15 protein-coding genes, 1 tRNA gene and 1 pseudogene are annotated in these 16,268 nt (G+C 37.0%); 10 read left to right on the top strand and 7 right to left on the bottom strand.

Translation table 11 applies throughout. The features are described from left to right. Window positions 1-13 precede the first annotated feature (13 nt). From QZN33_RS10275 to fen, 5 genes are read left to right on the top strand one after another with little or no spacing between them, the layout of a single operon-like run. Complete coding sequence (locus QZN33_RS10275) at window positions 14-1,177, top strand: homocitrate synthase family protein (RefSeq protein WP_296792044.1); 1,164 nt, start codon at window positions 14-16, stop codon at window positions 1,175-1,177. Window positions 1,178-1,186: 9 nt separating this feature from the next. Next, window positions 1,187-2,440, top strand: a complete 1,254-nt coding sequence (hacA, locus tag QZN33_RS10270; RefSeq protein WP_296792042.1) for a homoaconitase large subunit — start codon at window positions 1,187-1,189, stop codon at window positions 2,438-2,440. Window positions 2,441-2,448: 8 nt separating this feature from the next. After that, the gene (locus tag QZN33_RS10265; protein WP_296792040.1) at window positions 2,449-3,012 is read left to right on the top strand and encodes a chorismate pyruvate-lyase family protein; all 564 of its coding nucleotides are present in this window, start codon (window positions 2,449-2,451) and stop codon (window positions 3,010-3,012) included. Between the two features lie 12 nt (window positions 3,013-3,024). Continuing rightward, window positions 3,025-3,585, top strand: a complete 561-nt coding sequence (locus QZN33_RS10260; RefSeq protein ID WP_296792038.1) for a chorismate pyruvate-lyase family protein — start codon at window positions 3,025-3,027, stop codon at window positions 3,583-3,585. Window positions 3,586-3,593: 8 nt separating this feature from the next. Next, the gene (gene fen / locus QZN33_RS10255) at window positions 3,594-4,577 is read left to right on the top strand and encodes a flap endonuclease-1 (RefSeq protein WP_296792035.1); all 984 of its coding nucleotides are present in this window, start codon (window positions 3,594-3,596) and stop codon (window positions 4,575-4,577) included. Here fen and QZN33_RS10250 read toward each other — a convergent pair whose 3' ends face one another. The 3 genes from QZN33_RS10250 to QZN33_RS10240 form a co-directional block, all read right to left on the bottom strand. After that, window positions 4,578-5,228, bottom strand: coding sequence for a DUF2119 domain-containing protein (locus QZN33_RS10250; RefSeq protein WP_296792033.1), 651 nt, complete (start codon window positions 5,226-5,228; stop codon window positions 4,578-4,580). A 23-nt stretch (window positions 5,229-5,251) separates the two neighbouring features. Then, window positions 5,252-6,502, bottom strand: coding sequence for an adenosylhomocysteinase (locus QZN33_RS10245; RefSeq protein WP_296792030.1), 1,251 nt, complete (start codon window positions 6,500-6,502; stop codon window positions 5,252-5,254). Window positions 6,503-6,565: 63 nt separating this feature from the next. Continuing rightward, complete coding sequence (locus tag QZN33_RS10240) at window positions 6,566-7,210, bottom strand: zinc ribbon domain-containing protein (protein WP_296792028.1); 645 nt, start codon at window positions 7,208-7,210, stop codon at window positions 6,566-6,568. Window positions 7,211-7,374: 164 nt separating this feature from the next. Here QZN33_RS10240 and QZN33_RS10235 point away from each other — a divergent pair. From QZN33_RS10235 to QZN33_RS10215, 5 genes are all read left to right on the top strand, one after another. Further along, window positions 7,375-7,483 (top strand) — tRNA-Met (locus tag QZN33_RS10235). A gap of 106 nt (window positions 7,484-7,589) precedes the next feature. Next, window positions 7,590-8,756: an aldo/keto reductase gene (locus QZN33_RS10230; RefSeq protein ID WP_296792025.1), complete on the top strand. Its 1,167-nt coding sequence runs from the start codon at window positions 7,590-7,592 to the stop codon at window positions 8,754-8,756. 8 nt (window positions 8,757-8,764) lie between these two features. Further along, window positions 8,765-9,508, top strand: a complete 744-nt coding sequence (locus QZN33_RS10225) for a HesA/MoeB/ThiF family protein (RefSeq protein ID WP_296792022.1) — start codon at window positions 8,765-8,767, stop codon at window positions 9,506-9,508. Between the two features lie 239 nt (window positions 9,509-9,747). Beyond that, window positions 9,748-11,103 carry a type I glutamate--ammonia ligase gene (glnA, locus tag QZN33_RS10220; protein WP_296792020.1) on the top strand — a complete coding sequence of 452 codons (1,356 nt, stop codon included), beginning with the start codon at window positions 9,748-9,750 and terminating at the stop codon, window positions 11,101-11,103. A gap of 48 nt (window positions 11,104-11,151) precedes the next feature. Then, a complete protein-coding gene (locus QZN33_RS10215; RefSeq protein WP_296792018.1) occupies window positions 11,152-12,834 on the top strand; it encodes a DUF128 domain-containing protein in 1,683 nt (560 codons plus the stop codon). On the opposite strand, the gene QZN33_RS10210 is transcribed toward QZN33_RS10215, so the two are convergent. The 4 genes and pseudogenes from QZN33_RS10210 to QZN33_RS10195 all read right to left on the bottom strand — a co-directional run bounded on the left by QZN33_RS10210 (window position 12,835) and on the right by QZN33_RS10195 (window position 16,158). Then, window positions 12,835-13,125: a DUF2097 domain-containing protein gene (locus QZN33_RS10210; protein WP_296792014.1), complete on the bottom strand. Its 291-nt coding sequence runs from the start codon at window positions 13,123-13,125 to the stop codon at window positions 12,835-12,837. A 121-nt stretch (window positions 13,126-13,246) separates the two neighbouring features. Beyond that, the gene (locus QZN33_RS10205; RefSeq protein ID WP_296792011.1) at window positions 13,247-13,537 is read right to left on the bottom strand and encodes a DUF2097 domain-containing protein; all 291 of its coding nucleotides are present in this window, start codon (window positions 13,535-13,537) and stop codon (window positions 13,247-13,249) included. 46 nt (window positions 13,538-13,583) lie between these two features. Next, window positions 13,584-14,459, bottom strand: coding sequence for a formylmethanofuran dehydrogenase subunit C (locus QZN33_RS10200; protein ID WP_296792009.1), 876 nt, complete (start codon window positions 14,457-14,459; stop codon window positions 13,584-13,586). A 2-nt stretch (window positions 14,460-14,461) separates the two neighbouring features. Continuing rightward, window positions 14,462-16,158, bottom strand: a pseudogene (locus QZN33_RS10195) (formylmethanofuran dehydrogenase subunit A). Between the last annotated feature and the right edge of the window lie 110 nt (window positions 16,159-16,268).

The raw sequence follows: 16,268 nt of genomic DNA, 5'->3' as shown, positions 1-16,268 counted from the left end.
TAGAAGTGATACTTTGCAATATTTTATAAGTCATTATAACAAAGAAAGCGAAATAGCTTTCCCAGAAGATTTTATAATTTATGATACAACTTTAAGAGACGGTGAACAGACTCCAGGAGTTTGTTTCAGCCTCGACGACAAATTAGAAATAGCTAGAAAATTAGACCAGTTTAAAATACATCAGATAGAAGCTGGTTTCCCAATTGTTTCACAAAGAGAAAGAGAATCCGTAAAAACAATTGCTAACGAAGGTTTAAATGCAGATATTTTAGCATTGACCAGAACAAAACCTGAAGACATCGACGCTGCTCTTGACTGTGATGTGGACGGTATAATCACATTTGTGGGAACATCAGACATTCACCTGGACCACAAGATGCACATTACAAGACAGGACGCAATCAACCTGTGTGAAACTGCAGTAGATTACGCTAAAGATCATGGATTATATGTTGCATTTTCAGCAGAAGATGCTACAAGAACAGATATAGAATTTTTAAAACGTATTTATTCAAAAGCTCAGGAATGCGGTGCTGACAGAGTCCACATTGCCGATACCACAGGAGCAATCACCCCGCAGGGTATTGACTATTTAGTAAGAGAACTCGTTAAAGATCTGGATATCAATATTGCACTTCACTGTCACAATGACTTCGGTCTTGCTGTCATCAACTCAATTACAGGAGTTCTTGCAGGTGCAAAAGGTATTTCAACAACAGTAAACGGTATTGGTGAAAGGGCAGGTAACGCATCCTTAGAAGAGCTTATCATGGCATTGAAAATATTATACGGTAAAGACTTAGGATTTAAAACCAAATACATTACAGAACTGTCAAATATCGTATCCCAGGCAAGCGGTCTTCCAATTCCATACAACAAACCTGTTGTCGGAAACAACGTATTCAGACACGAATCCGGAATCCACGTTGACGCTGTAATTGAAGAGCCTTTATGTTATGAACCTTACGTTCCAGAACTTGTCGGACAAAAACGTCAGCTGGTATTAGGTAAACATTCAGGATGCAGGGCCGTTAGAGCAAAATTAAATGAATGTGAGCTTGACGTAAGTGACGATGAACTTATTGAAATCGTAAGACAGGTTAAAAAACAAAGAGAAGAAGGAAAATACATTAACGACCAGGTATTTAAAGAAATCGTTAAGAATACAAAAAAATAGGTCATGCTTATGAACATTACTGAAAAAATATTATCCAAAAAAGCAGGGCATGAAGTCACCCCCAGAGAGATAATCGAAATTCCGGTAGACCTTGCAATGTCCCATGACGGAACAAGCCCTCCTGCCATAAAGACTTTTGAGAAAGTGGCGGACAAGGTATGGGACCCTGAAAAGATTGCAATCATTTTTGACCACAACGTTCCTGCAAATACAATCGGTTCTGCCGAATTTCAGAAAGTCTGCAGAAACTTCATTAAAACTCAAAACATTACCAAAAACTTTATTCACGGCGAAGGAATCTGTCACCAGGTAGTTCCGGAAAAAGGACTGGTTGAACCCGGAATGGTTGTTGTCGGTGCAGATTCACATACATGTACCTACGGTGCTTTCGGAGCATTTTCAACTGGTATGGGTGCAACAGACCTTGCAATGGTTTGGGCAACCGGAAAAACATGGTTCATGGTACCTGAAGCGATTAAAATGGAAGTTGAAGGAGAACTCAATCCATATATTGCTCCTAAAGACATTATCCTAAACATTATAGGTGAAATTGGAATTGCCGGTGCAACATACAAGACCGCAGAATTCTGCGGATCTACAATTGAAAACATGGGGGTTGAAGGAAGAGCTACCATGTGCAATATGGCAATTGAAATGGGTGCAAAAAACGGAATTATGGAACCTAACCGTGATATAATCAATTATATTTGCAAAAAAACCAATAAAAAAGAGTCAGAATTAAATATTGTAAAATCAGACTCAGATGCAGTTTATTCAAAAGAAATGCACTTTAACATTGACGGAATGGAACCTCAAATTGCATGTCCGAATGACGTTGACAACGTTAAAGGCATCTCAAAAGTTGAAGGAACAGCAATTGACCAATGTTTAATCGGATCATGTACAAACGGAAGACTTTCCGATTTAAAGGATGCATGCGACATTCTGGAAAACCAGAAAATCTGTGACGACATCAGGCTTTTGATACTTCCTGCATCAAAAGAGATTTACAAAAAAGCAATGCATTTAGGATATATCGACACATTCATCGATGCCGGCGCAATTATCTGCAATCCCGGCTGCGGACCTTGTCTTGGAGGCCACATGGGAGTGCTGAGTGAAGGAGAAAGCTGCATTTCAACTACAAACAGAAACTTCAAAGGAAGAATGGGAGATCCTAAATCCTCAGTATACTTATCAAATTCCAAAGTAGTAGCTGCTTCAGCAATCACTGGAGTAATTACAAATCCAAAAGATTTATAGTGATTTAAATGACTATGTCTAAAAACGAAGCAAACAAACGACTAATCGAAAGAATCAATGACCTCGAAAAAGAAAACAACAAGCAATTCTCAAACACACAAAAAATACTGTTAACTACAGACGGTTCAATAACTGCAATTCTGGACGTTTTATACGGAAAAATTGATCTTGATACCCTCGACCAGCACTTTGAAAATGCAGATGAATATCATGCAGGACTAGTTGATGTCGAAGTGGATACAGAAATCAATTTCCGTGAAGTTATAATGCATAAGGGTTCAAAGCCTCTGATATATGCAATATCACATATCCCTTTATCCAGATGCAGCAAGGATGTCTGTGCAGACCTGGTTAGAGCAGACATACCGATTGGAAGAATATTGAAAAATTACAACATTGAATCAAGAAGAGAAATAAGAGAAATCTATCTTGAAAAACCTAACGAAAAATTAAAAGAACTATTTCAGGAAGACTGTGAAATGCTGGCACGTGAATACGTAATAATTAATAATAATCAGGTATTGATGTGGATTAAAGAAGTATTTCCTATTACCTATTTTACAGAAATATAATCGAGGGATTAAATGTATTCTGAAGGAAAAAAAATTAAAAATGACGCATATGAACTAATAAAACAAGTAGAAAAAGAAAATGGAATTGAATTATCACCAATACAAAAAATATTAACATCATTAGGGCCAATAGGAGAGCCATTAAGTGCACTTTTCGGAACACTGCAGCTATTTGTACTTAACCAGCACATTAAAAATGCGGATGAAAATGAAGCGGAACTTCTAGAGATTGATGAAGGAGACGAAATCGTATACAGAGAAGTAATCGTCTTTAAAAAAGGACGTCCTTTATTTTATGCACTTTCATACATTTCAAAATCCAGAATCAACGATAAAGTTCTAGCATCCCTGATGGATGAAAAAATTACAATAAATAACATCATAGCAGAAAACAACATTGAAACCCTAAGGGATATTAAAAAACTTTCAGTTGAAGACCCTACACCTATAATTAGGGATTTATTTAAAACTGATGAAAAAATGCTTGTAAGAGACCATACCATAAGCCAGCATGGAACTATAAGGCTTTGGACAAGAGAAGCATACCCGTTAAGTTATTTCAATAAAAATTAGGTGTTAGAATGGGTGTAAAACTAAAAGACATAATCGAACCTGAAAAAATCGGCTTTAAAGACCTTGAAGGAAGAGCCGTTTCCATTGATGCATTCAATACGCTTTACCAGTTCTTATCAACAATAAGACAAAGGGACGGAAGGCCTTTGACTGATGAAAACGGTAACGTTACCTCACATTTAAGCGGAATATTGTACAGAAACTCTTCCATGATTGAAAAAGACATCAAGCCAATTTACGTTTTCGATGGAAAGTCTTCAGAACTTAAAAGCGACACCCAACAAAAAAGAAGAGAAGTCCGAGAGGAAGCTGAACAGATTTACAAAGAGGCGCTGGCTGAAGGAGATACCGAAAAAGCCCGTAAATTTGCAATGAGATCATCCAAACTATCTCCGGAAATTATTGAATCATCAAAAAAACTCTTGACATTAATGGGAATACCTTATGTTGAAGCGAAAGGAGAGGGAGAAGCTCAGGCAGCATATCTGGTAGCAAACGGAGACGCATATGCGGTTGCTTCACAGGATTACGACTGTCTCTTGTTTGGAGCAAAAAGGGTTGTAAGAAACCTTGCAGTCAACTCCAATTTAGGAAATCTTGAATACTATGAGCTGAACCGTGTATTAAAGGAACTTAAGATTTCCCGCCAACAGCTGATTGATATGGGAATCCTAATCGGAACAGATTTTTCAGAAGGATTAAAAGGAGTAGGTGCAAAAACAGCACTGAAACTGGCCCACAAAGGACAGCTTGAAGAAAAAATAGCAGAACTTCAAAAGCAGTCCACACATGATCTTGACGAAGTAAGGCAGCTCTTTTTAAATCATAACGTCAACACCGATTACAAGATAAAATGGGAAAAACCTAAACAGGATGAATTAATAGAATTTTTATGCTTTGAACATGGATTTTCACAGGAAAGAGTTTCAAAAGCTGCTGATAAACTTAAAAATTTAAATTCATCACAAGGAAGTCTTGACGCCTGGTTTTAATTAATAAGGCGGAAAATCTTCCCCAAATACTTTTTTTGCATATTGAACTGCCAAATCAACCTGAGAAGAATAATCTTTAAGCATCTGTTTTTCAAAATACTGCCTTGAAGGAGCTTTTAAAATTAACTTTAAGAGTTTTTCATAAGTCTGGCACGCCAGTTTCTTATCAAAATTATACTCATCAACAATTTCGGGAGTCAGTTTTTCAAGACATGGAAATTCCAGTGTTTTACATACAGTTTCAGTTGAAAAATAAGTCATACGAATCAGCGGCGAAACTGATGAAACAAGAACATGATTTCCCAATTTAATCAGTGGAGGAACACCGGTCTGGACATATCGCTCCATAGAAGTTAATTTTTCATAGTTTTTAAGATTGTAGCAGTGAAGTTCAGTGTAAAAGTCCGGTTCAAAATATTCAATCAGGTTTAAAATTTTCTGACCTATTTCGGAGTCATAATATTCCTTTTTAATAGTGGAAATATATGGAGTCCTGTCAAAATTATAAAAATAGAACTGTCCTGAGGACAAATCCTCTTCTTTAATCCGTTTGAGAAATTTTAAAGAAGTTGAACCTTCATTACCGTGAACGCCACCTATAAATAGTTTTGTGGGGCCTTCACCATTGTCAAGGTATCTGAAATAAGACATAAAAATAAAAAAAAGTGAAGGAATTAAGTTCCTTCCTGCCAGTTAGCCATGTAAGCTTTTTGTTTGTCTGTTAAAGAGTCAATTTCAATACCCATAGCATCAAGTTTCATGCCTGCTACGGTGTAGTCGATTTCATCAGGTGCTTTTGTAACACCAACAGGTAAATCGTTTTCAAGGATGTGTTTAGCAGACAAAGCCTGTACAGCAAAACTCATGTCCATAATTTCTGCAGGGTGTCCCTGACCTCTTGCAGCAGATAAGTTGACTAAACGGCCATCAGCTAAAAGGTAGATTTTACGTCCGTCTTTGGTAGTGAACTCTTCAATACTTTCACGTACTTCTTTTACTTCAGTTGAGATTGCTTCAAGGTCAGGCCTGTTGATTTCTACGTTGAAGTGTCCTGAGTTTGCAAGCATACATCCGTCTTTCATGTATTTGAAGTCGTCACCGCAGATAATGTCAGCGTTACCGGTTACGGTAATGATTAAGTCAGCCTGTTTTACAGCTTCTCTGATGGTCATTACTCTGTATCCATCCATTCTTGCTTCTAAAGCACGAATTGGGTCAACTTCAGTTACAATAACATCTGCTCCGAGACCTGCTGCTCTAAGAGCAAGTCCTCTTCCACACCAGCCGTATCCGCATACAACAACGGTTTTTCCTGCAATAACCATATTGGTTGTTCCCATGATTGCATCGAAACTGGATTGTCCGGTACCGTATCTGTTGTCGAATAAGTATTTGGTGTATGCGTCGTTAACAGCGATTACAGGGAATTTTAATGCGCCGTCTGCGTGCATTGCCTGAAGCCTGTGAACACCGGTTGTGGTTTCTTCACATGCACCTTTGATGTGGCTTAAAAGTTCAGTCCTTTCATTGTGAAGAACCATAATCATATCTGCACCGTCATCGATGATGATATCCGGTTTGTGGTCAAGTACCATGTTGATTGTCTGGTAGTATTCTTCATCGTCCTGTTCTCTCCAGCCGTAAACGTTAAGGCCTAAGTCAGCTGCTCCTGCAACTGCATCGTCATGAGTGGATAAAGGATTACATCCGGTCATAGCGACTTCTGCTCCACCAGCCATTAATGTTAAACCTAAATTGATTGTTTTAGGTTCCAAGTGCAAACATGAACCGATAGTGATTCCTTTGAAAGGTTGAGTTTCCAAATATTCCTGTTTAATGGATTCCAAAACAGGCATGTGTTTTTGAACCCATTCAATCTTACGGACACCTTCAGGTGCCAGTGCCATATCTTTAACTTTACTCATTTAATTATCTCCTATAAAAATAACTATTAATAATATATTGTTTATAAGTTTTAAAAATTACCATTAATTTAAGTTTTCGACAACTTTAATATCATCAAATACATCCGGTCTGGAAGAAGATACTGACACCACTTTGTTATCTTTTACGAAAGTAAAAGCATAAACATCAGAGGTTTCTTCATAATAACCGGTATATCCCATCATATTCTCCCTGTGACCATCAATTTCATTTAAAAGGTCATTTGCATCAACAGAATGACTGTTAGGATCTATTACATCAATCCGGATATAGTCATCGAATTTTTCCCAGTATTTGGAAATATGGCGAACACCATCGAGATTTTCGCTGGATGTTAAATCTTCATTGATTTGATAGTCTCCAGGAATGTTAAATGAAATCGTATCAACCTTAACTTCCTGATTTTCAACCGGACTTATCATGAACATTGCTCCAACTGCAATAACAGCTATAACCGCAATGACTGCAAGAACTATAATGAGATTCTTATTTTTTTCCAGAAAACTTTCTTTTTTAGGTTCTTTTAGTTTCAAACCGCAGTTTCTGCAGAAATATTCATTTAAAGTTAACTTTTCACCGCAATTGGGACAGTATCTGATAACAGCCTGATCAATCTGCTTTCCACAGTCAGGACAGAATTGCATTGTTTCATCAACATATGCCCCGCAGTTTTTACAAAATGTTGCCATGTAATCACGAACTTTCAAAATTAATAGCAATTTTAATTATTTTATGATGTTATATTTAATTTTTGGTATTGTAAATTAATTTAAAAAAAATAAAAAAAGCAAAAAAATCCCCTGAAAAACAAAAACTTTAAATGTAATGATAAAAATACATATATTTGTTAGATGCCGGGGTGGCTCAGCTGGTTAGAGCGCACGGCTCATAGGGTAATATAGCGTGCTCAACCATATTCCTGGGATACCGTGAGATCGCGGGTTCGAATCCCGCCCCCGGCATCCTAAATCCCAGGAATTCCCATCTTAACACTATTTTTAAAGAATTTTTTTCAAATCATAACAATTTTATAGTTTTTTATCTAAATTAACATATGAGGATTTGAAAATGATATATAATAAACTTGGAAAAACCGGCCTAGAAGTTTCAAGACTAGGTTTTGGAACAATGAGACTTCCAACATTCAATTCCAACGACGAAATCAACACCGAAGAAGCATCAAAGATGCTTGAATACGGAATTGAAAAGGGAATAAATCTTATAGATACTGCTTATCCATATCACAGCAAAACTTTAGAAGGCAGCGGAAACAGTGAAAGCTTTGTTGGTGAATTTTTAGCTGAAAACAACTTGAGAGACGAAGTTTACATTTCAACCAAATCCCCTTCATGGGCAATTGAAAGCGAAGATGATTTTGAAATGTATCTTGACGAACAGCTTGAAAAGCTTCAAACCGACTACATTGACATTTATCTTCTGCATTCACTAACAGTTCCTGACTGGTACAAAGTCAAGGATTTAAACGTTCTGGACTTTCTGGATGACTGCCTTTCATCCGGAAAAGTGAAACATGTCGGATTTTCATCACATATTGAAGTCGATTATCTTATTGAAATAATTGACGAATATCCGAAATGGGAAGTTGTCCTAACCCAGATGAATTATCTCGACGAGTATTACCAGTCCGGAATAATGGGTCTTGAGTATCTAAAAGAGATGAACATCGGAAGCATGATTATGGAGCCTTTAAGAGGAGGAAGGCTTGTTCAAAATATTCCAGGAGAAATCAACGATTTATGGAATATGGCGGAAGTTAAAAGGACACCTGTCGAATGGGCTCTTCAGTACTTATGGAACAGGGATGATGTGGACTGTGTTTTAAGCGGAATGACCAGTTTAGAACAGGTAAAGCAGAATATTGAAATAGCTTCAACCATTGACAAAATCAGTGAATATGACCGGGAACTGATAAGAGAAGTTGCAAGGACATACAGAGGATTTATAGGAAACAGATGTACAAGATGCGGCTACTGCATGCCTTGCCCGCAGGGAGTAGACATCATTAACTGTCTTACAGAATACAATATCGCACACATGTTAGGCGACCCTAAAGCCAGCGCAATGCAGTATTTCACACTGATTGATGATGATTCAAGAGCTGACAGCTGCGTTCAATGTATGGAATGCATACCTTTCTGTACACAAATGCTCAACATTCCAGAAGAACTCCAGAAAGTATATGAATACTTCGGAAGTGAATTTGATCACTTTTAGGTGAAAAAATGGAAGATGACAGCAGATACTGGCAGATTATGACCCGCCAGATGCCCATTGTAGATAAAAAAGACCAGGAAAAGTTTAAAAATGCAAGAATTGCAGTTATAGGCTGCGGAGGAATCGGAGGCCAGACCATTGAAATGCTTGCAAGGATGGGTGTCGGCGAACTTGTTTTGGTGGATGAGGATTCATTTGACTGGACAAACCTGAACAGACAGATCCTGTCACAGACAGACAATATCGGAGTGTCCAAAAGTGAAACTGCAAAAAAGAAAGTTGAAAAAATCAACCCCTACGTTAAAGTAAAAAGCTTCAAAACCCGTTTGGACATCTCCAACGTTGATGAAATCATTAAAGATGCAGATATTGTTATTGATGCACTGGATAATGTTCTAACAAGAGTTATCCTTTCAAGAAAATCATCACAGTACAGAATTCCGTTCATTCACGGTGCAATTCACGGAACACTGGGCCAAATTACAGTATTTTTATCAAATACCAAAAGTTATGAAGAAATGTTCAGCCTGCCGTCTTTAGGAAAAGAGCTTGACAAAGACGTTATCGAAGAATTGAAAAACGTGACTTCAGGAACACCCCCTGCAATCGGACCTACACCGAATCTGATAGGTTGTCTTGAAGCTATGGAGGCTTATAAAATCATAACAGGCATCGGAAAGGTCATTGTGGCGCCGAAAATACTGACATTTGACTTGTTGGATTTGACTTCATTTCACATTGAACAGCTGTGAAAATAAGTCAAATTTATAACTCTTATTTATATTAAATTGAACAATTTATAATAAAATTAAAAAATTAATATTCATTTTTTATAAATTAAAAATTAAAAATATTAAAAAATATAGAATATTAATCTATCCTTATTTTTTTTCAAAATCTTTATATAGTAATAAAATTAGATATTAACTTAATAGGAAACATATTTCCGACTATTTATACTCAATCCATAATATTTTGGAGCTTGATTTAGATGAGTGACATTCCAGAAGAAAAAATACAACTTATTAAAGAAAAAATGAAAGAGGATAACATCAAGTTTATCCGTTTACAATTTGTAGATATCAACGGTACTGTGAAAAATATCGTTATTCCATTCAACGGCGAAGACATGGCCGAACTATTCAATGAAGGAATGCTGTTTGACGGATCATCCATTGCAGGATTTGTTGGAGTAAATGACAGTGATTTAGTATTAAAACCTGATATTGATACTTATTCCAGACTTTCATGGAGACCTGAAGAGTCCGCAACCTGCAGATTCATCTGTGACGTCTGGACCGCAGAAAAAGAACCATTTATAGGCGACCCAAGAGGAGTACTTAAAAAATCATTAGCACACATTGCTAAAATGGGCTTGCAATACAATATCGGTCCTGAACCTGAATTCTTTATTGTAGACATTGATGAAAACGGATACCCTATGCCTTATGATAATGCCGGATATTTTGACGTTGAACCGCTGGACAAAGGACCTGATTTCAGAAGAGAACTGACATTGAACCTGGAAGATTTGGACTTTGAAGTTGAAGCATCCCACCACGAAGTTGCACCTGGTCAAAACGAAATCGCATTCAAATTTAAAGATGCTCTAAAAACTGCAGACGCAGTAATCACATTTAAACAAGCTATTAAAGCTATCGTAGACAACATGGCTACTTTTGACCAAATGGATTACAGAGTAACATTTATGCCAAAACCGTTCTTCGGAGTTAGCGGTAGTGGAATGCACTGCCACCAGTCAGTATTCAAAGGAGACAAAAACCTGTTCTCCGATCCTGACTCAGAAACCGGACTTTCCAAAGACGCACTTCACTTCATGGGAGGATTACTCAAGCACGCTCCGGCAATTACAGCAATCACAAACCCTATTGTAAACTCATACAAACGTTTAGTGCCTGGTTTTGAAGCTCCAGTATACAGAGCATACGGTCTTAAAAACAGATCAGCATTAATCAGAGTACCTGCAGCACGTGGAAAAGCTACACGTATCGAATACAGGTCACCTGACCCTGCATGTAACCCATATCTCGCATTTACAGTAATGCTTGAAGCAGGAATTGACGGAATCGTAAACAAAATCGATCCTGGAGACCCTGTTGAAGAAAACATTTATGTTATGACCGAAGAAGAAAGAGAAGCAAAAGGAATTAAACTGCTCCCAACAAGTTTATGGGAAGCTTACCACGCACTTGAAGAAGATCCATTAATCCTTAATGCTTTAGGTCCTCACGTAAGTGAAAAATTCCTGGAACTCAAATATGAAGAATGGGACGAATACCGTGTTCAGGTATTCGGATACGAACAGAGAAAATATTTAGATATCTAATCTAAATATTATTTTTTTTATTTTTAAAACAATTAAACGGGGCTTTAGATGTCTGAATCAGAACACAGAATGATAGAGATTTTACGAATTCTCAACACTCAGGAAAAACCTATTGGGTCCAAGTTAATTGCAGATGAACTGAAAAACAAAGGATTTAACCTTGGTGAACGTGCAGTTAGATACCATATGAGAATACTGGATGAAAAAGGATATACAAAAAAGATAGGATATTCAGGAAGAGAAATTACTGATTTGGGCCGTGAAAAATTAGAAAAAGGACTGATTTACGATCAGGTTGATTTCATTCATTCAAAATTTGAAGAAATGATGTATTTAACTGATTTCAACTATATGTCACAAAGTGGAAATGTAGTTGTAAATACATCAACTGTTTATAACGAAGAATCAATTAATATAATGAAAGAAATTTTTGAAAGTGATCTTTCTGTTAGCCCTTACATCAATATAAATGAAGATAAAAACACCGGCACTTATGAGATGACAACCATATGCGGAACAACAATAGACGGAATATTTCTCAATGAAGGAATACCTTCACAGCTCCAGTATGGAGGTCTTTTAAAAATTGAAAATCTGGAGCCGACAAAGTTTGTTGAACTGATATCATATAAAAAGACATCACTTACACCATTAAGCGCCTTTTCCACACCGAAACTTACTTCAGTAATTGACGTGATTACAAAAGGAAGCGGAATCATCCCCGCAAACTTCAGACTTATACCTGCTGTCGGCAGACAAAAGGCAATTGAGATTCTTAATGAACTGAGAGAAATCGGAATTGGAGGTGTAATAAATATCTCCAAGGAAGGAGAAGACATTTTAGGTCTTCCGGTACCTCACGGAATGGTCGGAATAGGTATTGTCGGAGGAATAACTCCATTTTGTGCGCTGGCTGAACTGGGCGAAGAGATTGATATTAAAATAGCTGAAGAGATAATGGATTTCAAAACATTGAAACCTATCGTTTCAGACGTCAATCCGATTTTAACCCTTCCAAAGGCAAACAAACAACCTAAAATACCATTTTTACTTCCAAAATCATGGAATCTTATTCAGCAGGTCAGCTTTGATGTTGAAAAAAGAAAAGGAAACATAATTTCAAATGTTTCATACATTGAAAAAAGGAATTTGGACATGGCCATGGAAATTATGGAAGATGTCTACAATTCAAATCCGAAATACATCAATCCCTATTATAAACTTATAGACCATCCGAGTGATGAAAATAAGATCGGAATAGCTACAATCTGCAGTTTATCAATAGACGGACTTTTAATAAATAACGGAATAATGTGCAATCCGATTTACGGAGGACTTCTGGAACTTAGCGAACCACCTCTCTTTATTGATTTGATATCTTACAGCGGAACCACACTGGATCCCCACAAGATTTTCATATCAAAAAATATGACATCAATAACAAGCAACACATTAAGCAAAAAAATACTGGCCAGTTTTAAAGAAATCCCATATGTATCAAGAGATTATGCAGTTCATTTATTAAACATATTGAAAAATATAGGATTTTCCGTTTATAAAATTGGAAAGCCAAGGGAAGTAATATGCAATGCAAAAGCAGAAAACTATAATTTCGGTGTCATAGCAGGCAGTGGACTCAACACCATTGCTGCAATAAAAGAAAACAATATACCGATTGAAGTAAAGGCAATTGAAAAATTAATGCCTTTTGAAAAAATGGATAGACTGTAATTATATTACAGTTACTTCCACAACTTCACCGTCTTTAGGATAATGAATGAACTCAATGATATCCTCTTCGACCTCATAGACATCGATTTCAACTGTGGCACCAAGTTCACTTTCATCAAGAGACACTAACATTTTAAATCCAGGTTTGCCGAAATATTCGGAAAAATCAACGTTTAAGACTTCTCCTTCTGCAAAAATTCTATCGTAAGCTATTTCGATCCTATCATGCATTTTTACATTTTCTTTTAAATATTTTACAGCTTCTTCTGTGGTTAATTCTAGTTCTTTCATGACAATCAACCCCTTACATAATATTATAAATCTCATCATATAAAAGTTTGTTTGTATGATATCGAACAAAAAAAATTTTCAATGAAAAATGAACATAAAAAAATAAATAAAAAAAAGAGGATTATAATACTTCGATTATAATTTCATCGTCATCATGAACATGACGGATTTCCAACAAGTCATCGGCAATTTCGTGCAAGTCAACTTCAACTGCCTGATTTAAAATTTCACCGGTTAACTGTAAACCGACTCTGAGACCTTCTCCAGTCACTTCATCTTCTTCAGTAAGACCTAAAACTTCTCCTGGAGCAAAAATACGATTATAGGAAATTTCAAAAACGTCTCCAACATATACTTTATTCCTAACGTATTCTACAACCTCATCAAAAGTCATTTCTACTTCTTTTACCATATTATCAGCCCAAAATTATTTTAAAAAAAAAGAAAAGAGAAAGGAATTATAAATTCCTGTATTCTCTGATTGAAGTATATTCGTCGTCTAATTCGCCGTAAGATGCTAATTTTTCTTTGTTAGCTTCAGCGTCTAAGTAAAGGTTACCTTTACCGTTGAGACCAATATCTCCAGTGTAGTGAATATATTTTCCTTTGAAAGTGGTTCCTTCTACTTCAGGATCTACAACGATACCGTCGAGAACGAATCCTTCAAGTAATCTTCCAAGGAAACCGTGGATAATAATGTTACCGTTTTTCATCTGACCACCAGGCCAACGGTTTACGTCACCGTCAATTTCAATAATACCTTTGGTCATGTGAATACCAGCTAAGATATCACAGTTACCTTTAACGTGGATTCTACCACCGGTTAAACATTCACCACATTGTTTTCCAGCGTTACCGCCAACAACTATTTGTCCACCGGTCATACCTCTCCATTCACCAATGTAAGAAGCACCAGTGAATTCTTTGGTATTTCCTTCGATTTCAAGGTATCCACCAGACATTTCTCTTCCAGCGTGAGCAGCTGCGTCACCTTTAACGAGAATAGATCCACCGGACATTTCTGCACCTACGTGTAAATCTACACTACTATTACAGACAATGTTTCCAGCGCTCATTTTACAACCGATGTATTTTACTCTGTTTAAGTCACCGTTTAAAATCATTTCAACTTCTTCAGGTCCGTTAGCTTCTCCTTCTACAGTGATGTCGAAGAAGTCAGTGATTGGGAATCTGGAATTTCCAATAGGAACTTGATATTTAGCGAAATCTGCTTCGGTCCATGAGTAAATTTCATCAGGAATTAATTCATCAAATTCTAATGCGATTGATGAAGTTTTGATTTGATCAAATGTAATTGTTTTCAAATTAAACACCCCTATTTACCGTCAACGTCTACTCTAATTGGGTTTGATACATAGTGGTCGTGTACTGGATAGTTTTCCCATTTAACTGAGTAGTATTGGGTGAAGAACGGCATAATGTTGTCGATAACTTTTTGCTCGTTTTGTTCCCATCCTTTTACGTTAACCCAAATGTTTTGACTTTCTTTAACTTTTACAATTTCTTTATCTTTTACTAATATTTGACCATCTTTAATAGTGTAGTCAGCTACGTTGAAACCTTTTTCGATGGGTCAATATCATTAGGATTTATGTCGTATACTGCAATGTCTGCTCTGTAACCAGGGGTGAGTGCACCTCTGTCAGTGAATCCGTAGATTTTAGCTGGAGCAGCTCTTGTAATAGTTGCAATATCGTAGAAATCGTATTCTCTTTCAAGAGTAGGGAGAAGAGTTCTTTTGTGTACCCATTTGTGAACTTCATTGTCACACATGTCTTGTCTTTTCTCATTACTCATTAACCAGGAAATAATTCTAGGATATCTGGTAAATGGACCTGCGTTAGGGTGGTCAGTGGTTAAACATACTCTCCATGGATCTTCGATTAACAAGAATAATTCAAGACCGATAGCCCATTGTAAGGTACTAACAGGACTTTTCTTGGAGTAGATACATGGGATGATACCTGCTGCAGTTTCACATTCAATATCCTTGTTGGTCCATTTAAGACCGGATAATTTGAATAAGTCGTATTCCATAGGAGCGTCTGCAGTCATGGTAGTGGTTTCATCGAAAGTTACTTGACCGATATCACAGGTTAAGTTGTCAGCTTTGTTGAAGTGTTTAGCGACTTCTTCAGCACCGGAAGTTACATCTTTCCAACTGTTTCCTAAGTAGGAGTGGAATTGTAAGTGAGTTAAGTGCATAACTTGGTCCCTAATTTCAGCTGCGCCTTTACCTTTTTTGATTCCTTTAACAGCATCCATGGTTTCGATAGTGGTTGGTACGTTACCAGGGTGTCCTAAGTCGTTAGGGTGAATGTGGATAGAGTGAGGTAAGTTTAACATTTCGTTAGCTTTTGCAAGTGCAACGATAACTTCTTTGGAAGTTACGTCAAAGTAAGGAGCTTTGTCGTTTACACCGTGTACGTTCATACCCCATCCCCATGCTTCACTTCCACATGGGTTTACGATTTTGATACCGTAACCTTTTGAGATTTTTAACCATGCAGATACAAATGCTGCAATGTCTTCAATATTATTATCTTTAGCGTATTCCATTACGAACCAGTTGTTACCGAATAATGGTAAAGCTGGGATGTCTAATTGTGGAATAGTTGCAATTTCTTCGTGAGTGTGTTTTGCTTCAAGAGGAGGCATAGCTGCTTCTACAACAGTACCGTAACCTAATCTTGAGTATCTGTAACCAGTTGCAGGACAACTTGGAATGGAGAATCCAGATTCTGATCTTAATACTTTAGTTTTTTGAGTAACACCTCTTCTGGAATCTTCAGGTCTGTATAATCTTCCTACTACTAATTTAGGACCTGCAACGTGTGCGTGAGGGTCAATACCTGCTGGCATGACTATTTTATCGGTAACGTCTAAGACTTTAGCATCAGCGGAAACATCATCTACAATAATGCCGTCTTTGAACATGACATCTTTCTTTTCCCCATTGATTTCGTTAGCTGGGTCGTAGACAATACCATTTTTAAGAATATATTCCATTATATCACCTTTATAGTGCGTTTGGATTTGGCACATATTTTGGAGCTACGTTTGGCTCTTCTCTGAGTTTCATTACTCTTTCTTTCAATTCACGGACAATCCATTCGTCGTCA

This window comes from uncultured Methanobrevibacter sp., from assembly GCF_900314615.1.
Classification (GTDB): Archaea; Methanobacteriota; Methanobacteria; order Methanobacteriales; family Methanobacteriaceae; genus Methanocatella.
Note: the sequence above shows the minus strand (reverse complement) of the source record. Positions and strands in the feature narration are given on the sequence as shown.